The 20,270-nt window shown below is 72.2% G+C and carries 22 protein-coding genes; 6 read left to right on the forward strand and 16 right to left on the reverse strand.

Features of this window, described 5'->3' with window-relative positions; all coding sequences use genetic code 11:
- Position 1: 1 nt before the first annotated feature.
- The 8 genes from ACGFZK_RS09450 to ACGFZK_RS09485 all read right to left on the reverse strand — a co-directional run bounded on the left by ACGFZK_RS09450 (position 2) and on the right by ACGFZK_RS09485 (position 6,151).
- Positions 2-238: a gas vesicle protein GvpG gene (locus ACGFZK_RS09450; RefSeq protein ID WP_393848259.1), complete on the reverse strand. Its 237-nt coding sequence runs from the start codon at positions 236-238 to the stop codon at positions 2-4.
- A gap of 5 nt (positions 239-243) precedes the next feature.
- Positions 244-963 carry a GvpL/GvpF family gas vesicle protein gene (locus ACGFZK_RS09455; RefSeq protein WP_393848260.1) on the reverse strand — a complete coding sequence of 240 codons (720 nt, stop codon included), beginning with the start codon at positions 961-963 and terminating at the stop codon, positions 244-246.
- Positions 960-1,406: a gas vesicle structural protein GvpA gene (locus tag ACGFZK_RS09460; protein WP_393848261.1), complete on the reverse strand. Its 447-nt coding sequence runs from the start codon at positions 1,404-1,406 to the stop codon at positions 960-962. Before ACGFZK_RS09460 ends, ACGFZK_RS09455 begins: the two co-directional genes overlap by 4 nt.
- Positions 1,407-1,455: 49 nt before the next feature.
- A complete protein-coding gene (gene gvpO / locus ACGFZK_RS09465) occupies positions 1,456-1,767 on the reverse strand; it encodes a gas vesicle protein GvpO (protein WP_393848262.1) in 312 nt (103 codons plus the stop codon).
- Between the two features lie 220 nt (positions 1,768-1,987).
- Positions 1,988-3,727, reverse strand: coding sequence for a thiamine pyrophosphate-dependent enzyme (locus tag ACGFZK_RS09470; RefSeq protein WP_393848263.1), 1,740 nt, complete (start codon positions 3,725-3,727; stop codon positions 1,988-1,990).
- Positions 3,728-3,748: 21 nt separating this feature from the next.
- On the reverse strand, positions 3,749-5,257 hold the full coding sequence (locus ACGFZK_RS09475; protein WP_393848264.1) for an FMN-binding glutamate synthase family protein: 1,509 nt from the start codon (positions 5,255-5,257) through the stop codon (positions 3,749-3,751).
- Between the two features lie 112 nt (positions 5,258-5,369).
- On the reverse strand, positions 5,370-5,798 hold the full coding sequence (locus ACGFZK_RS09480; RefSeq protein ID WP_393848265.1) for a response regulator: 429 nt from the start codon (positions 5,796-5,798) through the stop codon (positions 5,370-5,372).
- A complete protein-coding gene (locus ACGFZK_RS09485; protein ID WP_393848266.1) occupies positions 5,798-6,151 on the reverse strand; it encodes a hypothetical protein in 354 nt (117 codons plus the stop codon). Before ACGFZK_RS09485 ends, ACGFZK_RS09480 begins: the two co-directional genes overlap by 1 nt.
- 117 nt (positions 6,152-6,268) lie before the next feature.
- On the opposite strand from ACGFZK_RS09485, the gene ACGFZK_RS09490 reads away from it, so the two are divergent.
- Both ACGFZK_RS09490 and ACGFZK_RS09495 read left to right on the forward strand, forming a co-directional pair.
- Positions 6,269-7,882, forward strand: coding sequence for an ATP-binding protein (locus ACGFZK_RS09490; protein ID WP_393848267.1), 1,614 nt, complete (start codon positions 6,269-6,271; stop codon positions 7,880-7,882).
- Positions 7,879-9,084, forward strand: coding sequence for a PP2C family protein-serine/threonine phosphatase (locus ACGFZK_RS09495; RefSeq protein WP_393848268.1), 1,206 nt, complete (start codon positions 7,879-7,881; stop codon positions 9,082-9,084). The genes ACGFZK_RS09490 and ACGFZK_RS09495 overlap by 4 nt, the downstream gene beginning before the upstream one ends.
- A gap of 7 nt (positions 9,085-9,091) precedes the next feature.
- Here the strand turns inward: ACGFZK_RS09495 and ACGFZK_RS09500 are convergent, their stop codons facing one another.
- The 3 genes from ACGFZK_RS09500 to ACGFZK_RS09510 form a co-directional block, all read right to left on the reverse strand.
- Positions 9,092-9,910 carry a phosphatase PAP2 family protein gene (locus ACGFZK_RS09500; protein WP_393848269.1) on the reverse strand — a complete coding sequence of 273 codons (819 nt, stop codon included), beginning with the start codon at positions 9,908-9,910 and terminating at the stop codon, positions 9,092-9,094.
- A 70-nt stretch (positions 9,911-9,980) separates the two neighbouring features.
- Positions 9,981-10,961 carry a YihY/virulence factor BrkB family protein gene (locus ACGFZK_RS09505; protein ID WP_393848270.1) on the reverse strand — a complete coding sequence of 327 codons (981 nt, stop codon included), beginning with the start codon at positions 10,959-10,961 and terminating at the stop codon, positions 9,981-9,983.
- A 1-nt stretch (position 10,962) separates the two neighbouring features.
- A complete protein-coding gene (locus ACGFZK_RS09510) occupies positions 10,963-12,759 on the reverse strand; it encodes a diacylglycerol kinase family protein (RefSeq protein WP_393848271.1) in 1,797 nt (598 codons plus the stop codon).
- A 197-nt stretch (positions 12,760-12,956) separates the two neighbouring features.
- On the opposite strand from ACGFZK_RS09510, the gene ACGFZK_RS09515 reads away from it, so the two are divergent.
- From ACGFZK_RS09515 to ACGFZK_RS09525, 3 genes are all read left to right on the forward strand, one after another.
- On the forward strand, positions 12,957-13,496 hold the full coding sequence (locus ACGFZK_RS09515) for a DoxX family membrane protein (protein ID WP_393848272.1): 540 nt from the start codon (positions 12,957-12,959) through the stop codon (positions 13,494-13,496).
- 121 nt (positions 13,497-13,617) lie between these two features.
- Entirely contained in the window at positions 13,618-14,001 is a 384-nt protein-coding gene (locus ACGFZK_RS09520) for a hypothetical protein (protein ID WP_393848273.1), read from the forward strand.
- Positions 14,002-14,300: 299 nt separating this feature from the next.
- Entirely contained in the window at positions 14,301-15,080 is a 780-nt protein-coding gene (locus tag ACGFZK_RS09525; RefSeq protein WP_393848274.1) for a restriction endonuclease, read from the forward strand.
- Positions 15,081-15,102: 22 nt separating this feature from the next.
- Here the strand turns inward: ACGFZK_RS09525 and ACGFZK_RS09530 are convergent, their stop codons facing one another.
- Positions 15,103-15,873 carry an SDR family NAD(P)-dependent oxidoreductase gene (locus ACGFZK_RS09530; protein WP_393848275.1) on the reverse strand — a complete coding sequence of 257 codons (771 nt, stop codon included), beginning with the start codon at positions 15,871-15,873 and terminating at the stop codon, positions 15,103-15,105.
- On the reverse strand, positions 15,870-16,469 hold the full coding sequence (locus tag ACGFZK_RS09535; protein ID WP_393848276.1) for an SgcJ/EcaC family oxidoreductase: 600 nt from the start codon (positions 16,467-16,469) through the stop codon (positions 15,870-15,872). The genes ACGFZK_RS09530 and ACGFZK_RS09535 overlap by 4 nt, the downstream gene beginning before the upstream one ends.
- Positions 16,470-16,597: 128 nt before the next feature.
- Between ACGFZK_RS09535 and ACGFZK_RS09540 the strand changes: the two genes are divergently transcribed.
- On the forward strand, positions 16,598-17,074 hold the full coding sequence (locus tag ACGFZK_RS09540) for a MarR family winged helix-turn-helix transcriptional regulator (RefSeq protein WP_393848277.1): 477 nt from the start codon (positions 16,598-16,600) through the stop codon (positions 17,072-17,074).
- Between the two features lie 539 nt (positions 17,075-17,613).
- Here ACGFZK_RS09540 and ACGFZK_RS09545 read toward each other — a convergent pair.
- The 3 genes from ACGFZK_RS09545 to ACGFZK_RS09555 all read right to left on the reverse strand — a co-directional run bounded on the left by ACGFZK_RS09545 (position 17,614) and on the right by ACGFZK_RS09555 (position 20,153).
- Positions 17,614-18,261 (reverse strand): class I SAM-dependent methyltransferase, encoded by a 648-nt coding sequence (locus ACGFZK_RS09545; RefSeq protein ID WP_393848278.1) that lies wholly within the window; start codon positions 18,259-18,261, stop codon positions 17,614-17,616.
- A 141-nt stretch (positions 18,262-18,402) separates the two neighbouring features.
- Entirely contained in the window at positions 18,403-19,056 is a 654-nt protein-coding gene (locus tag ACGFZK_RS09550) for a CE1759 family FMN reductase (RefSeq protein ID WP_393848279.1), read from the reverse strand.
- Positions 19,053-20,153 (reverse strand): LLM class flavin-dependent oxidoreductase, encoded by a 1,101-nt coding sequence (locus ACGFZK_RS09555; protein WP_393848280.1) that lies wholly within the window; start codon positions 20,151-20,153, stop codon positions 19,053-19,055. The genes ACGFZK_RS09550 and ACGFZK_RS09555 overlap by 4 nt, the downstream gene beginning before the upstream one ends.
- Positions 20,154-20,270: the final 117 nt, after the last annotated feature.

A 20,270-nucleotide genomic window follows, 5' to 3' on the forward strand; every position in this document is an offset into this window, starting at 1 on the left:
TTCATTGCGGTCGCATCCCGTTTTCCAGTCGGGCCAGGAGCTCGTCCTCCCGGCGGTCGAACTCGGACTCGTCCATCTCTCCTGCCTCGAAGGCGGCGACCAGCTGTGCGAGCTCGCGCTGGACGACGGCAGGGTCGTAGTACTGCCGCTCCGCCTCCGAGACGACCTGACGCAGCACCCACGCCGTGCCGCGCAACGGCGCGGCCGGCAGCAGCAGTACCTCCTTCAGCAGGCCCATGGCGCTCAGCCCGCGTCGGCGAAGCTGTACGGCGGCAGCGGTCCGGTCGCCTGCACCTGGAGGTGTTCGTGCTGCTCGTGCAGGGCGCGGACGGCAGCGAGGAAGTCCTTGCGCCGCTCCCGGTCGACGAGGAACGAGAGGTTGGCCAGCCAGCCGGTGCTGTCGGGGCCCCGGTGCACCCCCTCGGCGAGGGGCGCGAGGGTCTGCTCGATCAGTACGGCGTCGGCGCGCTCGCGCTCGGAGACGGCGCGGGCGACCAGCTCGCCGAACACCAGCTTGTCCTCGTGGGTGCCGCCGCCCGCCGCACGGTTGGCCTGGTGCCGGGCGCGGAGCTGGGGGTCGGCCGCGAGGACGGCGTAGAGAACCGCCTCCTCGTGGTGGTTGGCCTTGACGTTGTACTCGTCCCGGCCCGCCAGGACGTCCAGACGCTCCAGGTACCGGTCGTGGTGCTCGCTGAGGACCGCGCCCACCGCGTCGTCGTCGGGGGACACGCCGCCGAAGCGCATCGGCAGGACGGGTCCGCCCGACTGGGCCTGGATCACCACCCTCTGGTGGGCCAGCAGGTCGCGCCGCTTCGCCTTCAGCTCGGTGGGTGCGTCGCTGACCAGGGCCACCAGCTCACCGGCCTGTACGGTGCGGACCGGCAGCGGTGGTTCGCCTATCCCGTCGATGGCTCCGGGAAGCTTCTGCGAGGCGCGGGCGATTCCGTAGACGTAGGTGCTCATTCCTTCTCCTCCCGACGGGTGGTGGTGCGCCGACGCGGCCGGCTCGCGCTCTTCTCTTCCGAGCTCTTGTCCTCCGAGCTCTCGTCGCGCGCCTGGCTGAAGGCGTCGGAGATGGTCTGCGCGGCGCCGCTGAGGGCGCCCTTGGTCTTGCCGCGCGCCCCGGACTCGGTCATCTCGCCGACGAGGTCGGGCAGGCCGGGGCTCTTGCGCGGGCCGGCTTCCAGGTCGAGGCGGTTACAGGCCTCGGCGAACCGCAGATAGGTGTCGACGCTGGCCACGACGACGCGTATGTCGATCTTGAGGATCTCGATGCCGACGAGGGAGACCCGTACGAACGCGTCGATGACCAGACCGCGGTCCAGGACGAGTTCGAGTACGTCGTACAGGCCGCTGGAGCCGCCACCGGAGGCGGCGGGCGCGGGCTGGGCAGGAACGACAGTCATTGTTCCGGTTCCCTTTCTTCTCGGGGGGCAGGGCCGGGAGTTGCCGCGTTCAGCGGCGGTCTGCGCGACCCCTTTCGTAACGGCGGACGCGCCGGTAGCCGATGAGCTCGCCGTCGGCGTCGACTTCGACGTCGTACGAGGCGAGCAGCGTCATCGTGTCCGGGACGCGGGGCAGTTCGATGATTTCGACCGCGAGCTTCCAGGTGCCGTCGTCGGCGCGCTCGCACGAGCTCACCGCTTCCGCCGGCAGGCCGAGCAGCTGGGAGAGCTGCTGCATCGCCGAAAGGATCACCGCTGCCGGACGCGGGGGCTTCCCCTCGTCCGCCTTCTTCTGTGTGCCGTTGTCAGATGTGTTGGCCATGACTTCCTCCTGTCGCGTATGGCCGCCTGGCCGGACCTCAAACTGTGCGGAATCGAGCACGAGACGGTGCGTCACTTTTGTCCGGTTTCGCTGTGCTGCCGCGCCGTCCCTCAGCGCGTGGACGCGCACGGACGGCGCCTCCGAGCCCCTCCTGTGCCTCCGAGCCCCTCCTGTGCCTCCAGGACCTCGACGGGCCGGCGCCTCCTCCCGCTCCGCCGCCTCAGTCCTCGCGGCTCGGGAGGATCTCCTTGACCTTGGCGATGGCGAAGCCCCAGCCCTGCGCCACGGTCGGCTTGCCCGGTACGGCCACTTCCTCCGGGTTGGTCAGCACGTCCAGCAGGACCGGGCCCGGGGTCTCGAGTGCCCGGCGCACGCTGTCGTGGAGCTCGGCCGGATCGGTGACGCGGATCCCGGTGAGGCCGAGCGCCGTGGCGACGGCGGCGAAGTCGGGATTGTCGAGTTCCGTGCCGAATTCCGGCAGGCCCGCCTGCTCCTGTTCGAGCTTGACCATGCCCAGCCTGCGGTTGTCGAAGACGACCAGCTTCACCGGAAGCCGGTACGTGGCGAGGGTCATCAGGTCGCCGAGCAGCATGCCGAGCCCGCCGTCACCGCAGAAGGCGACGATCTGGCGGTCGGGAGCCCAGAGCTGGGCGCCGAGGGCCTGGGGCATGGCATTGGCCATCGAGCCGAGGTTGTACGAGCCGATCAGGCGCCTGGTTCCACGCATGGCGACGAAGCGGGAGAGCCAGACGGTGGCCATCCCGGTGTCGGAGGTGAAGACGGCGTCGTCGGCCGCGTACGCGTCGACCGCGGCAGCCAGCGCCTCCGGCCGGATCTCGTGGTCACGGTTGTCCAGCGCCGCGCGCAACTTGCCGGTCCAGCGGCGCTCGTGGGCGGGGTCGGCCAGGCGGCGCTGGCCTTCCTCCCACTGCGCGAACCGGTCCCGTGCGTCGTCCAGGTGCGCGCGGCCCGGTCCCTCGGGGGGAACCTCCTTCAGCAGCGGGAGCAGGGCGCGCAGCGTGGCACCCACGTCGCCGGCGAGGCCCACGTCCACGGGGACGCGGCGCCCCAGGTGCTCCTCACGGGTGTCGATCTGGACCACCTTGCAGTCCTTCGGGTACCAGTCCCGGTAGGGGAAGTCGGTGCCCAGCATGAGGAGCACGTCGCCGTGGTCGAGGGCGTGGGAGGCGGCGGGGTTGCCGATCAGGCCGGTCTGGCCGACCTGGAAGGGGTTGTCGCCCTCGAAGCCCTCCTTCGCCTTCAGGGTGAGCACCATGGGGGCGGCGAGCAGCTCGGCGGTCCGGAGGACTTCGGTGCGGGCATCGCGGGCTCCCCGGCCGACGAGCAGGGTGACGCGGGATGCGGCGTTCAGGAGTTCGGCGGCCTCGGCGATGGCCGGTTCGTCGGGCCGGGTGACGGCGCGCTCGAGGGTGAAGCGCGCCGGACGGTCGTCGCCGAGCTCCTGGTCCCCCAGGTCGCCGGGCACGGTCAGGACGGCAACGCCGCCCCGGGTCACGGCGGCTCGTACGGCGGACTCCAGCATCCGCGGCATCTGCTCCGGGGAGGTGACCGTGGCCCGGTAGACGGCGACGTCGCGGAAGAGCAGGTCGTTGTCCACTTCCTGGAAGTAGTCGCTGCCGATCTCGGCGAGCGGCACCTGTCCGCAGATCGCAAGGACCGGGGTACGGCTCTTGGCGGCGTCGTAGAGCCCGTTGAGGAGGTGTACGGAGCCGGGTCCGACCGTGCCCATGCACACGCCGAGGGTGCCGGAGAGCTGTGACTGCGCCCCCGCCGCGAAGGCTGCTGCCTCTTCGTGCCGGCAGCCGACCCAGGTCAGGTCGTCGGTGGTGCGGATCGCGTCGGTCAAGGGGTTCAGGGCGTCTCCGACGACGCCGAAGACGTGCCGGACGCCCAGGTCCTTGAGTGCGTCGACGATCACGTGGGCCACGGTTCGTGCCACAGCAGTGCCCTTCCCTCGGTCTCAGTGGGTGAAGCGGTCCGGATCGGCCGCCCGCCAGTCGGATGCCCAGCTGTCGGGCGCTGATGCGAGCAGCTGGCCGGGGGTGAGCCAGTCGTGGAGTTCCGCGTACGAGCGCACGGTGTGCGGGTCCACCCGCTGCAGCAGTTGGTGGGGGCGCAGCCCGGACGGACCGTCGACACCCATCGCCGCCATGATCTGAAGGGCGCTGCGGACCGTGGCCTTCTGGTAGCGCTCGACGCGTCGCGATTTGTCGCCGACGTCGACGGCGCGGGCCCTCCGCGGGTCCTGGGTGGCGACCCCCACGGGGCAGGTGTTGGTGTGGCAGCGCTGTGCCTGGATGCAGCCGATCGCGAACATCATGGCGCGGGCGGCGTTGGTGTAGTCGGCGCCCTGGAGCAGGCGTTTGACGAGGTCGCTTCCGGTGGCGACCTTGCCGGAGGCCCCGATCCGTACGCGGTCGCGCAGACCGACGCCCACCAGGGCGTTGTGCACGGCCATCAGCCCCTCACCGAGCGGTAGGCCGACGTTGTCCGCGAACTCCAGCGGCGCAGCGCCCGTACCGCCCTCCGCGCCGTCGACGACGATGAAGTCGGGCGTGGTGTCCTCCTCCAGCATGGCTTTGCAGACGGCGAGGAATTCGCGGCGGGAGCCGACGCACAGCTTGAACCCGACGGGCTTGCCGCCGGCCAGCTCGCGCATCCGTGCCAGGAAGCGGACCAGTTCGCGGGGGGTGGAGTAGACGCGGTGGAAGGGCGGAGAGACCACGGTCCGTCCTTGGGGGACGCCGCGGACCTCCGCGATCTCCGCGTTCACCTTGGCGCCCGGCAGCACTCCCCCGATGCCGGGCTTGGCGCCTTGGCTGATCTTCAGCGATACGCACTTGACCTGATCGTGTGCCGCCTTCTCGGCGAACTGACGCGCGTCGAAGTCCCCGTCGTCGGTACGGCAGCCGAAGTAGCCGGTGCCGATCTCCCACACGAGGTCCCCGCCGGGTCTCAGGTGGTACTCGGAAAGACCGCCCTCCCCGGTGTCCTGGGCGAAGCCGCCCAGCTGGGCACCGGTGTTGAGGGCCAGGACGGCGTTGGCGGACAGCGAGCCGAAACTCATCGCCGAGACGTTCAGGAGGGCCATGTCGTAGGGCCGGGTGCAGTCGGGGCCGCCGATCCGGACCCGGGGCGGGTCGGCGCGCACCGGTCGTGGGGCCATGGACGGGGTCAGGTACTCGCTGCCGACCTGGTAGATGTCGCGTTCGGTACCGAAGGGCTCCTCGTCGTCGGTGCCCTTGGCCCGCTCGTAGACGATGCTGCGAGTGTCCCGGTCGAAGGGGCGGCCGTCGAAGTTCCGCTCGATGAAGTACTGCTGGATCTCCGGACGCAGCGCCTCCAGGGCGAACCGCAGGTGCCCCAGCAGCGGGTAGTTCCGCAGGAGGGAATGCCGGCGCTGCACGAGGTCGTGGACGGCCAGCACCACGAGCGATCCGAGCAGGACGAAGAGAAGTATTTTCAGCACACCGCGCGTGTGTCCCGAAGCCCACCCGTCAACCGCGTCACCTCAGTGCGTCGGCTGCGTGTCGATGGACGGGTGGGTTCGGGTACGGGGTGGGTTCGGGTACGGGGCGGGTTCAGGTACGGGGCGGGCGAGCGGCGATGTCGAGGTAGAAGGCGTCGATGCTCTGGACGGCCTTCTCGAATTCGTCGAGGTTGACGGGCTTGGTGACGTAGGCGTTGGCGTGACTGCTGTAGGCGCCGACGATGTCCTCGGGCGCTGACGAGGTGGTGAGGACGACGACGGGAATGGTCTGCAGGGCTTCGTCGGTCTTCAGGACCTGGAGCAGGTCGCGGCCGTTCATCCGGGGCATGTTGAGGTCCAGGACGATGAGGTCCGGGCGGATGCTGCCGGGGGCACGCAGGTGTTCCAGTGCTGCGAGTCCGTCGGTGACCTGAACCAGGTTGCGGGCCCCCCGTTCGGAGAGCGCCTCTTCGATGAGCATGGCGTCGGCCATGTCGTCCTCGACGAGCAGGACATCGTAGGCGCGGGTGGGGGCGGTCATCACAGGATGCTCCGTGAGGTTGTCGTGGGTGGGGTGGAAAGGCCGGGCCAGCGTCTGCGGGCTCCTTGGCGGGTGATTCCGCATGTGTCGCCGAGCTGCGGGTATCCGGCTCCCGCGCGAGCCGCGTCCGCGGCCGCGTCGTGCTGGAGACGTTCCGCGGCGAGCCGGACCTGGTCCAGCACGAGCAGCAGGGCCAGAGCCTGGGTTCGGGCCTGAGAGGGGTCGTTTGCCCGGGCCGGCGTCATTGCGTCCATGCGCTGGAGCGTGAGGAGCCGGGCGAGGTCCGCGACCGCCGCGCCCACGGCGGAGGTTTCCTGGAGTGATGTCAGCGCTACGACGTTCCGGCCCGGCATGCCAGGCACTCTAGGGCTTTGCGGGAACCTCGACAACAAGGGTTGTCGCGGCCGCACTACAGTATGCGGGCCGCACTCCGTCCGGGAAGCGGCTGCAACGGTGGAGGGGCGTACGAGATGACCGGCGAAGAAGGGCTGCCGCGTCCACGAGGTCTGTCCGCGTGGACGACCCGGCGTTGGCTTCGCGTGGGCGTGGCGGTGTCCCTGGTGGTGCTGGCCCTGCTCGGGTTGACGGGAGCCTGGGTCCTGTCACGGACAGCCTCGATCAGCGAGGAACTGGTGGACGTGCAGTCTTCCGCACTGACGACCTCGATCCGCCTGGAATCGGCCCTGCTCAACCAGGAGACCGGAATCCGCGGCTACGGCGCCACCGGCACCGCCGACTTCCTGACCCCCTACCAGCAGGGGCTCGCCGACGAGAAGACGCACACCGCCAGGCTCGCGGAACTGCTCAGTGGCGACGCCGACGCCCTGAGGGACCTGAAAACCGTCGAGGACGCGGCAGAGACGTGGCAGCAGCGGATCGCCCGGCCGATCGCCGCCTCCCCGCCCGGGACGCCCTCCCCCCTGTCCACCGAGCGCGCGGCGGAGGGCAAGGACTCCTTCGACGCCGTGCGCGCGGCGATGACCGGGCAGCAGGAGGCACTGCGCCTCGACCGCGCGAACGGCCGGGAAGAACTGCTGGCGACCATGGCCACGCGGAACTGGATCTTCACCGCGATCGCGCTGGTCATCATCGCTCTCGCCGCCCTGGTCTTCGAGGGTCTGCGCCGCGGCATCACCACACCGCTGGACCAGCTCGTCGCGGATGCCCGCACGGTCACCGGCGGCAACTTCGAGCACCCCATCACCGCCACCGGCCCGGCGGACCTGCGTCTGCTGGGTGCCGAGATCGACTCCATGCGCGTGCGGCTCGTACGGGAACTCGCGTTCACCGAGGAGGCCCGCTCGCGCCTGGACGCGCAGGCCGCCGACCTCAAGCGGTCCAACGCCGAGCTGGAACAGTTCGCGTACGTGGCCTCCCACGACCTTCAGGAGCCGCTGCGGAAGGTCTCCAGCTTCACCCAGCTCCTCAAACGCCGCTACGGCGGCCAGATCGACGCCAAGGCGGACCAGTACATCGACTACGCCGTCGACGGCGCGAACCGCATGCAGACCCTCATCAACGACCTCCTGGACTTCTCACGGGTGGGCCGGGTCCACTCCACGCACCAGGACGTCGACCTCGACGCAGTGCTGAAGCGGACGCTCTCGGTACTCAGCGACGCCATCGAGGAGTCCGAGGCCGTGATCACTCAGGGCCCCCTGCCCACGCTGGTCGCGGACCCCACGCAAATGGGAATGCTCTGGCAGAACCTGCTCAGCAACGCGGTCAAGTTCCGCCGCCCCGGCGAGCCCCCGAGGATCCACGTCGAGGCCGAGCGGGACGGTGAGCTGTGGCGGTTCGCGGTGACCGACAACGGCATCGGCATCGCTCCCGAGTACGCCGAGAAGGTGTTCGTCATCTTCCAGCGCCTGCACACCAAGGACGCCTACAACGGCAGCGGCATCGGCTTGGCCATGTGCAAGAAGATCGTCGAGTTCCACGGCGGGACCATCGGCATCGACCCCGCGTACACCGACGGCACCCGCATCGTGTTCACCCTCGCCAGCGCGCCGCCCGAGGGCACGGGACACGAGGGGACGAAGCACGAGGGAACGAAGCACGGTCGAGCGGAGCAGACGCCATGATTGCGACCGAGCCGACGCCACCACCACCGGCGGCCGAACCGACGTACCGCGTCCTGCTGATCGAGGACGACGAGGCCGACGCCCTCCTCGTGGAGGAGCTGCTCCACGACACCGGTCTGCAGTTCACCCTGGCCGTGACCACGACCTTGGCCGACGCCCGCGTCGAACTCGCCCGTCTTCAGGCCGACTGCGTCCTGCTGGACCTGCACCTGCCCGACGTCTCGGGCATGGCCGGTGTCACCGCCGTCCGCGAATCGGCCCCGCACACCGCGGTGATCGTCCTGACCGGGCTGTCGGAGAAGCAGGCCGGCGCCGACGCCATGGCCGCCGGCGCCCAGGACTACCTCGTCAAGGGCAAGGTGGACGCGGACCTGCTCCGGCGCACGGTCGCCTACGCGGTCTACCGCAGCCAGACCGAACGTGCGGACGCCCTGGCGCAGGCCGCACGCCTGCGAGCGGCGGAGAACGCACGCCTGGAGCGTGGGCTGTTGCCCCAGCCGATGCTCGACACCAGCACGGTCACCGTCACGACCCGCTACCTCCCCGGGCGCGAGCAGGCACTCCTCGGCGGGGACTTCCTCGACGTCGTCGAAGGCGACGAGGGACTGCTCCACGCCGTCATCGGCGACGTCAGCGGCCACGGACCCGATGCCGCAGCTCTCGGGGTCTGCCTGCGCATCGCCTGGCGCTCCCTGATCCTCGGCGGACACCGCGGCGCCGACCTCCTGCGCCTCCTGGAACGCCTTCTGATCGCCGAACGCGGCGAACAGCCGCTGTTCGCCACCTGCGCCCTGCTCACCCTCGACCTGACGGCCGCGACCGCGACCGTCCACCTGGCCGGCCACGACGTACCCCTGCTCAGCACCGTGGACGGGACACGGGAGACGGAGGCGGCCTACGGCATGGCGCTCGGCATCGCACCACCCCCGCACTCCTGGCCCGCCACTTCGATCCCCCTCCCCCGGACAGGCGCCCTGACCCTCTACACCGACGGTCTCACCGAAGGCCACGACGGCACGTCGACGGGAGGACGTCTCGGAACCGAGGGGCTGCTCGCCCTGATCGAACAGCTGCCGCCGTCGGACCCCGCCGCCCACATCGATCTCCTCATCAAGGAAACCCGCGCCCGCAACGCCGGCCGGCACACCGACGACCTGGCCGTCCTGCGCCTGGACTGGCACACTCCCCCGCCACCGAGCTGATCCGCTCTCAGGGGCGGCCGGCGCCCCCGCCGCCTGCCGGGGGTTCCGGGTGCGCCGTCACCAGCTCCGGCTCCAGGCCCTGGGCGGGCGTGGTGCGGGGGCGGCCGATGTCGCTGCGCCACGCCTCGAAGGCGAGGGTGGTGGCGGTGACCACGGCGAGGCCGAGCAGCCAGCCACCGACCACGTCGCTCACCCAGTGCACGCCGAGCGCCACCCGCGTGCCGCCGACGCCGAGCACCGCGGCCACGGCGAGCACCCACGCCAGCGGGCGCCACGCGCGCGGCACCAGGGGAAGCAGGACCAGCAGCAGCACGGCGCAGGAGGTGGTGGCCGTCATGGCGTGCCCGGAGGGGAAGGAGAACCCGGGCGCCTGGGAGACCGGGTCGGGCAGATGTGGCCGGGCGCGCTCGACCACGTTCTTCGCCAGCAGGCCCACCAGGCCCCCCGCGACGGCGGTCACGGCCGCCCAGGCGGCCAGCCGCAGCGCCCGGTGCCACAGCAGCCACACCACCACCGCGGCCACCAGCAGCCGCATGGTCAGCGGCCCCCAGGCGACGTGCGTCAGGAATTCGAGCACCCGGACCCAGGCGGGGTGGTCGAGTGCGGTGCGGTGCAGCCACTCGGCGGCGCCCTGGTCGAGGCGGCGCAGCGGCGGCCACTGCGACTCCACCAGGACCAGCGCGAGGGAGAAGGGCACGGCCGCCAGCGCGGTCGCGGCCGAGGTCGCCACCAGCCGCATGCCGAACCGGGCGTCGGGACCGGCCCGCCCGGACACCAGTCGCGCGAGCAGCCGCCGGGGCCGGGGCCGGTTGGATCGCTCCGTCATGGTCGGTGGGGTTCCTTTCGTCGTGCGGTGGGGCAGGGTCCGGCGGGCCCGTGGGGCCGGGGCCGGTACCTCAGATCCCCGGGTCCTCCGTGACCGGCTCGGCCACGCCCGCCCGTACGGCTTCCAGCTGGGCGGCGAAGGACAGGCCCAGGAAGAGGGCGAGTGAGGTGAGGTAGGACCACAGCATCAGTGCCATGAACGCGCTGAGCGGCCCGTACACGGTGGTGAAGGAGCTGTTGGCCCCGACGTACAGGCTCAGCGCCCACGTCGCGCCGAGCCACAGCACCAGGTAGACGGCGGCGCCGAAGGCGAGCCAGGTGTAGCCCGGCTGGGTGCGTCGCGGGGAGCGGCGGAAGACGGCGCTGGTGGCCACCACGGCCAGCAGGATGCCCACCGGCCAGCGCAGCACGTCCCAGGCGCGGTGGGTGGTCGGTCCGAGGTGGTAGACCTCGATCATGGCGAGACTCAGGTCGGAGCCGAGCACGGTGACCGAGAACGCGAGTCCCAGGGGCAGTCCCGCCAGGAGCGCCATCACCAGGCCCCGGGTGTACTTGTACAGGAAGGGGCGGTCGCGCTCCACGCCGTAGATCCGGTTCGCGCCGCGCTCGACCTGGCACATGCCGGTGGTGACGTTGACGATCGAGAACAGCAGGCCCAGCCAGAGGGCCACCTCGCCGCCGTCCCCGGCCTGGCGGTGGCTCTCGCGCAGGGCGTCGTCCACGACGTCCTGGCTGGGGCCGCTGACGAGCCGGCGGATCGTCAGCTCGGCGATCCGCCCGATGTCCTCGGTGTGCAGCACTCCGGACAGGCCTATGAGCGCGATGGCGAGCGGCAGGATCGCGAGGACCGTCTGGAGGGCGAGGGCCCGGGAGTGGCTGAACCCGTCGGCGTACCGGAACCGTATGAAGGAGTCCCGTACGAGGTTCCAGCCGCCGTAGCGGCGCAGCGCGGCCCACGCCTCCTCGGCGGAGAGCTCCTCGCCCTGTATCCGCAGTTCGGCCTCCACCGCCTCCAGCTCGCTGCGCTGCGGTACGCGTGTGGCGGTGCCCATGTCAGTGCACCCCTTCCGGCCGGGTGCCCGGCGCGGGTGCGCGGGCCGCGAGTCGTGCCCCGTCGGGCTCCGCGGCTGCCCCGGCCGGCCCGGGTCCGGGCAGGCAGACGCGCAGCGCGCCCGGCTCGACCTCGGCGGTCAGCCGGGTTCCGGCGGCGAAGGCGTCACCGTCCAGCTCGCGCGGCTGGGGGCGGGCGAAGCGCAAGTCGATCCGCTCGGCGCTGAAGTACTCCAGCGCCCCGCGCGCCGCCCTCCGGTCCTGGCCGGCGGAGGGGGAGGGCCGCGGCCCGGGCGCCCGCGCCGCCGAACGGGCCAGGAGGTGCCGGGCTGCCGCGAGCCATCCCGCGACGCCGCGCGGATCGAGGAGCACCACCTCCAGCCGGCCGCTGTCGGGGCGGGCGTCCGGCAGGAGGGGCAGTCCGCCCTGCAGGGAGCCGACGTTGCCGATGACGACCATGCGGGCCCGCCGCTCCAGCGGGGCGCCCCCGTCGAGCCGGACCGAGAGGCGCATCCGGGGATCGCCGAGGTGGCGCAGGGCCGACAGGACGTACGCGGCCCAGCCCAGGTGCTGCTTGAGCCGGGCGGAGGCGTCCCGGACCATGGCGGCGTCGAACCCGGCCCCGGCCATGACCGTGAACCGGGTCGGCGCGAGGCCGTCACCGTGGATGCGGCCCACGTCGAGCCCGGCGGCCGTCCCGGCCAGGGCCTCCCGCAGGGCGGTGTCCGGGTCGGAGGGCAGCCGCAGGTTGCGGGCGAGGAGATTGCCGGTGCCGCAGGGGACGATCGCCAGCGGGATCCCGCCGCCGGACAGCACGTCGGCGCAGGCCCGTACCGTGCCGTCGCCTCCGCAGACCACCACCAGGGCGGTGTCCGCCTCGGCCGCGCGGGCGGCGAGTGCGCCCGCGGGCTCCTCGGCGGTGGTCTCGGTCCACGCCTGGTCCGTGTAGCCGTGGCCGTGCAGCAGGGCCCGTACCCGGGCGGTCGTGCCGTCACCGCAGGCGTGCGGGTGGCGGACCACCACGGCCCGGCGCGGCCCGCCGGGAGCGTCGAGGGCGGCGGGAGCGTCGAGGGGCGCGGTGTCCGGGGTGGCACCGGCCGAGCGGGTCCGGGGCGCGGGGAGGCCCGCCGGGGTGCTCCCGCCGGGGGCGGACAGGAGCAGGGCGTACGTCATCACCAGCAGGGTGCAGGCGCCGTTCATCAGCCCCACGACGACGTCCGAGGGGTGGTGCATGCCCCGGTAGACCCTCGAGGCCGCCACGGCCAGCGGGACCAGCAGGAGCACGCCCACCACCAGGCCGCGCCGGACACCGCGCAGCCGTCCGGCCGCGAGCACGGCCAGCCCGCCGAAGAGCGCCGTGGCAGCCCCGACGTGCCCGGAGGGGAAGCTGGAGGTCGGCGGCGCCGCGTCCAGGTGCGGCACGTCGGGTCGGGCACGGCCCACCACGAGGGTGACGAGCAGGAAGACGGCGGACTGAGCTGCCACGGCTCCGGCCAGGAACGCGGCTTGCCGCCACTGGCGGACCCTGGGTACCAGCAGCAGGGCCAGCACGGCGACGAGGGTCAGCGTGATGATGCTCTCGGTGCCGGCCAGCAAGGACATCCCGTCCGAGAGCGCGGTGGCCAGCGTCTCGCGCCGGTCCGCCAGGGCCCGGTTGACGCCGTCCTCCACCGAGAGCGGCCACCGGTCGGCCAGTGGCCCGGTCACCAGCAGTCCCAGGCCGGCGACCGAGGCCGCCTGCAGGGGCAGCAGCAGGAGGAGGAGGCCGGATCTCTTGCCTGCGGTGTGTGCGTTGCTCATTGACGGCGTGTTACCCGGCCCGGCCCGGTCATGCATCCGGGCAGCGGTGCGCCGTCGGGGGGGCGGGGGCGGCCACAGGTGTCGGCGTTGAGTTCCTGGATTCCTTCAGCCGACGACACGTGACCGGAGTCACCCTCCCTTCGCCTCGGAAACCGCTCGGCCCGGATGGACCGGCCGGGTTTGGGCAGCAGCGGGCCATGGCCGTCATACGAAAGCTCGCCCGCCCCCTGCTCGCCGCTCCGTTCGTCACCGGCGGACTACGCACCCTGCGCCGCCCCGAGGCCGTTGCGGAAGTCGCCCAACCCGTGGTCCGGGCGGTCGGGAAGCGTGTCCCCGCTCTTGCCCGGGATCCGCTGCAGCTGGTGCGCGTCACCGGCGCGGTCCAGGCCGCGGCGGGTCTGCTGTTCGCGACGGGGCGCGCCCCGCGCCTGACCGCGCTCACGCTCGCCGCCACGCTCGTGCCGACCTCCCTCACCGCCCATGCCTTCTGGACGGTGGAGGACCCGCAGGAGCGGGCGCGGCAGCGCGCTCACTTCCTGACCGACCTCTCCGAGCTGGGAGCGCTCCTCATCGCCGCTGCAGACACCCACGGCAGGCCCTCGTTCGCGTACCGCTCCCGGCACGCACTCGACCGCCGGCACCCGGTGCATGCCGTCCGCCGCCCCGTCGAGGCGGCCGCGGCGCGTACGGTCCACCGCGCCAAGGCGGTCGCGGGCTCCCTCACCGGCTCCCGCTGAGGCGGGCCGAACCGCTGCCGAGCTCCGGTCCCCCGGGTTGGCAGCCGTACCCATCGCACGACCTCCGGTCCTGACCGCCACCGCCGGTCCGGGGCCCTGACCGAACGACGAGGAGCACGACATGGCAGACGCCCGTCGCACCGCCCTGCGGATATCCGTCGGCTCGCTGCTCCGGCCGGGCGCGCTCGGCCCGCGCCTCCTGACGCAGACCCTGGCCGTCGTCGCCCGGAGCGCCCGGCGCCACCATCGCGTGAGCAGCGCCGCCACCTGTGAAAACGCAGCCGAGTACCGGTCGTTCTCCGGCGGGGAGGCCGGGGCCGGGTCGGGTGTCACGGGCGAGCCGCGGTGCCGGGACTCCTCCGCGGGCGCCGCCGGCCGTCGCGAGCGGGCCCACGAGGCGGTCGCGTCCCGGACCACCAGCCCCCGCGACCTGGCCTCGCTGCTCGCCATGCTCGACCTGCAGACCGGGCCGGACGGGAAGAAGGCCCGCCCCGAGGACGGCTGAGGCCAGCGCGCGCGAGTGAACTGGGGCCGCGACCGGTGAAGCGGTGCACGGCGGGGCCGGTGGCCCCGGGCCGGGCAGCACCCGCCGGTCGGGCCTTCCCGTCCCTTCCCCCTTCCCCCTTCCCCCGCCGCCCTTCGCCCGGTCCCGGCTCGGCCCTGACCAGGGGCGGGTCCGTTTGGATCCGGCAATCCCGATCAGACGAGGGGGGATGTACCGGGTCCGCCATCCCCCGGCAGGTCTCCGACCGTGCCGGGCCGTGCGGAGGGGGCGAAGCTCGTGACGAATGAGGAGGGGGCCGTATGAAGGCATCGGGAGGGCGTCGGCGCGAGGGGGGCGTGCGCGTGGCGTCGATGGGGCGTGACGTCGTGCTGGCGGTCGGGCTGGTGGGGGCCTGCCTGGGCGGGGCGGCCGTCTTCGTCAAAACAGCCGCGGAAACCGGCGGCGGCATACCGGTGGTGCCGATCGTCATCGTGCTCCTCCTGGCCGCCGGAGTGGCGCTGGCACGGTGGGGCATCGCTCCCGGCCTGCGCCGCTCCACCACGTGCCGGCCGCGTCCGCACGGCCCGATGGAGCCGGGTGCGCCGGCACCCTGCGCCTGCTCGGCGGCCGATGTGGAGACCACCGCCATCCTGCCCGAGGTCGACGCCGACGCCCTCGACCACACGGCGGTGGACGCCGACGGCTTCGAGCACACGGTCGCCGCACTGTGCGCTCGGGATGGCTGCCCCCAGGTGGAAGTGGTCGGCGGTGCAGGGGACTTGGGAGCCGATGTGATCGCCACGACGGCGGACGGACTGCGCGTGGTCATCCAGTGCAAGCACTACGGCGAGGGCAACCGGGTCGGCTCCCAGGACCTCCAGCGTTTCGGCGGCACCTGTTTCGCCGTCCACGAAGCCGATGTGGCCGTCGTCGTGACCACCAGCGAGTTCACCGCTCCGGCCATGGAGTACGCCGCCGCCTGCGACATCGTCTGCGTCGACGGCGACGCCCTGGCCGCCTGGACGGAGTTGCGGACGCCGCCGCCCTGGGGCGCCGCCGCCGAGGCGCGTACCGGAGGGATGACCGACGCCGGCACCTGAACACCCGGCCTGCACGGAACCGTCAGCCGCGGAGTTTTGGCGCATCAGGGGTCCCGGGCCCGTCGGCGAGGAGGGAGAGGGCGGTGGTGCGCGGGAGGTACCGGATCGCTGTGGCGAGGAGGGCGTTGGCCCGGCCGGGGACGACGGTGGGGCGGCGGCGCCGGCGCAGGGCCGTGAGAGCGGCGGCGACGACCGCCTCGGGAGACTGGACCAGGGCGGCCGGGACGTCGGCGTGCAGGCCGGGGCGGGTCGCGGTCGGTCCGGGGCAGAGCGCCATCACGTAGACCCCGCGCGGCCTTTGCTCGTACCAGAGCGCTTCGGAGAAGGAGCCGACGAAGGCCTTGGTCGCACTGTAGACGGCTTGGCCGGGCTGCGGGGCGAAGGCCAGGGTGGAGGCGACGTTGACCAGGGCGGCGCCGTGGCGGGCGGTGGCGAGGAAGGCGTGCGCGAGGGCGACGACCGCCTCGCAGTTCAGGCGGAGTGCGGGCAGGGCCTGTTCGAGGGGCGTATCGGCGAAGCGGCCGGGCCGGGCGAGGCCGGCGTTGTTGATCAGCAGGTCGTACGGGGTGGTCGTCAACGCGTCCGCCACGGCGCGCACCCCTTCGGGGGCGGCCAGATCGGCCACGAGGTAGTCGTGTTCGCCGTCGGACCCACCGGGGCCGAGTTCGGTCATGAGGGCCCGCAGGTGCCGCTCGGTGCGGGCAACGGCGGTCACGGTGTGGCCCTCGGCGGCCAGTGCGAGGGCGAAGGCGCGGCCGATGCCTTCGGTGGCGCCGGTGATCAGGGCGGTCACTTCTCCGCCTTGGGCGCCGTGGCGGGCGAGTAGAGGAAGGAGAAGCGCTCCATCACGTTCTGGCGCTGCGTGTTGTGGAAGGCGGCGATGCGCCAGGCGCCGTCGGTGTCGCGGACCAGGGTGTACGTCTGGACCTTGGACAGCTCGGCGAGGCCGGGCTTGCCACCCGTGTAGTCGTCGCCGCGGCCGGTCAGGACGGCCGCGTCCTTCCCGAGGAAGCGCAGGTCGAGGTAGCTCGCGGCGAGCTTGCTGCCCTTGACGAAGTCCTGGAAGAGGGCGCGGTGCCCTTCGGTGATGTCGGCGCGGCCCTCGTAGTGGCTGCCGACATAGGTGGTGTAGGTGCCGTCCTCGGTGAACTGGCGGCCGTACGCCTCCGCGTCGCCACGGGCCCAGGCGTCGACGAGGGCGTCGAGGGTAACGCAGATGGCCTCGCCGTCGGCGGTGTTCGCACCCGCCGGAATGACGTCGGCGCAGTTCTCCTTGCCGGTGCGCCGTATGCCGGAGGTGGTGTCGAGGTAGAGGTACGCGGCGGCGGCGCCGCATACGAGGACGGCGGCGGTGGCGAGGGCGGCGCGCTTGACGGTCTTCTTGTTCACGGGAATGCCTCTCGGTCTACGGAACGGTCGGATGACGGCAGCCGCCGCGTTGACTACACTGGCGCAACAACTGCACACATGCATTATCTGCATGAGTGCAGATAAATGGCAAGGGGAAGGGTGTCGCGATGACGGAGCAGGAGCAGGCCGACCGGCGGGCGGTCTTCCGGGAGTACGTCGATGCCGTGGGGCTGCACGGCATGGCGGGTGCGGAGGCCGCGGGCCTCCAGGCGTCCGAGTGGTACGCGCTCAGCCGCATCACCCTGGCGGGCGGGCTCACCTCCGGCGAACTCGCGGCCGGGACGGGACTCACCACCGGGGCGACGACACGGCTGATCGACCGGCTGGAGCGCGCGGGGTACGTACGCCGCACCGCGGACCCGGCCGACCGGCGCAAGGTCGTGGTCGAGGCGGTGCCGGACGCGCTGGCGGGCGTCGAGGCGGCCGTGGGCCCGGCCCGCAAGCGGATCGGCGAAGTGCTGGCCGGCTACACGCCGGACCAACTGGACCTGCTCTTCGACTACTTCTCCCGCGCGGCCCCCGCGTTCCGCGAGGCGACGGAGGAGATCCGCGCGTCGACGCAGGAGCGCAAGGGGGGCCGGTAGGGGCGGGGCCCGCGGGCTGCGAGCCGCCGGCGGGCTCGCGAAGGTGCGCGCGGGCACCGGACCGGTGGCCACGCGCACGGACGCGGGCCAGGGGCGGCTCCGTCGGCAGCTCGATGTGGACGGTCACGGGGTGGTCGGCCGGGGGCCGGGGGCCTGCGGCGAGTTACGGGTGACGGGGCGGCGGTGTTCTCCACCCGTGCGGTGGGGTCCGCGTCGTCCACTACGGCGCCCGCGCCAGGGCGATGAGACCAGGAGCCCCGGCGCCCGCGCAGCCAGGTGGTGCCACCGCTCGCAGGCGGCGCGGCCCGCAGGGGCCTCGCCCGGGGCGAGCGTGCGTGCCAGGCGACGCGAGCCCGGCCTGATCGGCACGACACCCTGGGGCCCGTCTTGTCGATCAGGCCGGTGGGCCCGGGTTGTCCGGGGCGGTGCATCGCAAGGCGGAGAGACGCAGCTCGTACTTGGCCGCACTCGCGCGTTCGACAACGCGGCGAGGTGCCGTGCCGGGCAAGCCGGGCCCGGCCTGATCGGCAAGACGGGCCCTAGGTTTTGCGTGCGAGCAGGTGAATCTCCTGGAACTGCCGTCGGTCGGTGGGCTGGGGCTCGCGCACCATCCGGGCCACCTCCGCCAACCCGGACGTGCGCAGCAACGCGGCGAGGTGATCAGGCGACCACCGATAGGCGGGCGCGACGGCATGATCGAAGACCTGCGTCGGGTGCGACGGACCATCGCTCGCCGAGAAGCCGACCAGAAGGTGGCCTCCGGAGGCCAGCACGCGCTGGAACTCCGCCAGGATGACGGGAAGTTCCCGCGGCGGCGTGTGGATGACGGACCAGCGCGAGAGTACGCCGCCCAGCACGCCGTCAGGGATGTCCAACGCGGCCATCGAGCCCATGTCGAACCGCAGACCCGGATAAGCCCGTCGAGCCAAGTCGATCATCGCCGGAGAGGCGTCCACACCGAACGCCGCCAGCCCCAGCTCATCCAGATGAGCGGTGATATGGCCAGGCCCACACCCCAGGTCCGCGACCTGACCGTTCCCACTCGCACGGACGACCTCGGCGAAGACACCCAGGATCGCGCGGTCCAGAGGGCTGTCACGCAGCGTGTCACGGAACAGCTGCGCATAGGTGGAGGCAGCAGCGTCGTAGGCCTCACGGGTGGCGCTGAGGGCATCGCGTTCGACCACGATCGCCGACAGTACTTGCCCGCACGGGGCGAGTCGAGAGCCCCTCCCGCCCGTCCGGCAGCCACCCCGGGGAGGACGAGGACAGCCCGAGGCCCGGGAGTCCGGGCCGCCGGCTGCTTCGCAGCGCGAGGCGCGCTGCGGCTACTCGGCCTGCAGCGCGGCCAGCCGTTGCGCGAACGGCACCACCTTGAAGCCGTTCGCCGGATCGGTCGACGTGATCGCCCCGGTCAGCGAACGGGGTGCGATCGCGGCGGCGGTGTCGACGCCGGGGGCGGCGTCCCGGGTGCCGGGGCTCATGAACCGGGCCAGTTCGGCGCCCGCTCGGGCGATCCGCTGCGCCAGCCCCTGCTCGCCCCAGTCCTCCGCGGCCGCGTACACGGCGGTCGGCAGGACCAGTGCGCGCAGGTAGGTGAACAACGGGCGCAGGGCGTGCTCGGTGACCAGGCTGTGCCGGGCCGTGCCGCCGGTCGCGCCGAGAAGGACCGGCTTGCCGGTGAGGGCGTCCTTGTCGATGAGGTCGAAGAACGACTTGAACAGGCCGCTGTACGAGGCCGCGAACACCGGCGTCACGGCGATCAGGCCGTCCGCGGCCGCCACCGCGTCGAGCGCGGCGGCCAGTCGGGCGGGCGGGAACCCGGTGACGAAGTGCTGGGCGATCTCCGTAGCCAGTTCCCTCAGCTCTATCACTTCGGGTTCGGCGTCCACGCGGTCCAGCGTCGCGGCCGCCAGCCGGTCGGCGAGCAGCCGCGTGGAGGAGGGCGTACTCAGCCCTGCCGATACGACGACGAGCTTCATGCCTGCGTCCCCTCCTTCGAGGCCTGCCGGGCCGCTGCCACGCGGTCCGGGTGGGTCGGCGCGTCCGGCACGCCGGCCGGGCGCAGGTTCGCGAACTCCTTGCGCAGCACCGGCACGACTTCCTCGCCGAGCAGGTCGAGCTGCTCCAGGACGGTCTTCAGGGGCAGGCCCGCGTGGTCCACCAGGAACAGCTGGCGCTGGTAGTCGCCGGCGTAGTCCCGGAACGACAGGGTTCGCTCGATGACCTCCTGTGGCGAGCCGACGGTCAGCGGCGTCTGGGAGGTGAACTCCTCCAGGGACGGGCCGTGGCCGTACACCGGCGCGTTGTCGAAGTAGGGGCGGAACTCGCGCACCGCGGCCTGGGAGTTCTTGCGCATGAACACCTGGCCGCCGAGTCCGACGATGGCCTGCTCCGGGGTGCCGTGCCCGTAGTGCGCGTAGCGCTCCCGGTACAGGTTCACCATCTGCCTGGTGTGGGAGGCCGGCCAGAAGATGTTGTTGTGGAAGAAGCCGTCGCCGTAGTACGCGGCCTGCTCGGCGATCTCCGGCGAGCGGATGGATCCGTGCCACACGAAGGGCGCGACGCCGTCCAGTGGGCGCGGGGTGGAGACGAAAGACTGCAGCGGTGTGCGGAACTTGCCCTTCCAGGTGACGGCGTCCTCGTCCCACAGGCGGCGCAGCAGCGCGTAGTTCTCGATGGCGAGGTCGATGCCGTCGCGGATGTCCTTGCCGAACCAGGGGTAGACCGGTCCGGTGTTGCCACGGCCCATCATCACGTCGACACGGCCGTCCGCGACGTGCTGGAGCATCGCGAAGTCCTCGGCGATCTTCACCGGGTCGTTGGTGGTGATCAGCGTCGTCGAGGTGGACAGGATCAGGTTCTCGGTCCGTGCGGCGATGTAGCCGAGCATCGTCGTCGGCGAGGAAGGGACGAACGGCGGGTTGTGGTGCTCGCCGACAGCGAAGACGTCGAGGCCGACCTCCTCGGCCTTCTGCCCGATGGCCAGCATCGCCTTGATGCGCTCGTGCTCGCCGGGTACGCGTCCGGTCGTCGGATCGGCCGTGACGTCACCGACGGTGAAGATCCCGAACTGCATGGCTCCCCTTCCAAGATTGTTTAATGTTCAACGATAGCTGAACGCGGGGTGCGCCCGGGATATTCCGGAGGGGGTGCGGGGCCGCCCGCCCCGCCCGGCCGTACGGGCCGGGCGGAG

Origin of the sequence: Streptomyces sp. NPDC048257 (assembly GCF_043201855.1) — a bacterium.
In the GTDB taxonomy this organism is placed as follows: Bacteria; Actinomycetota; Actinomycetes; order Streptomycetales; family Streptomycetaceae; genus Streptomyces.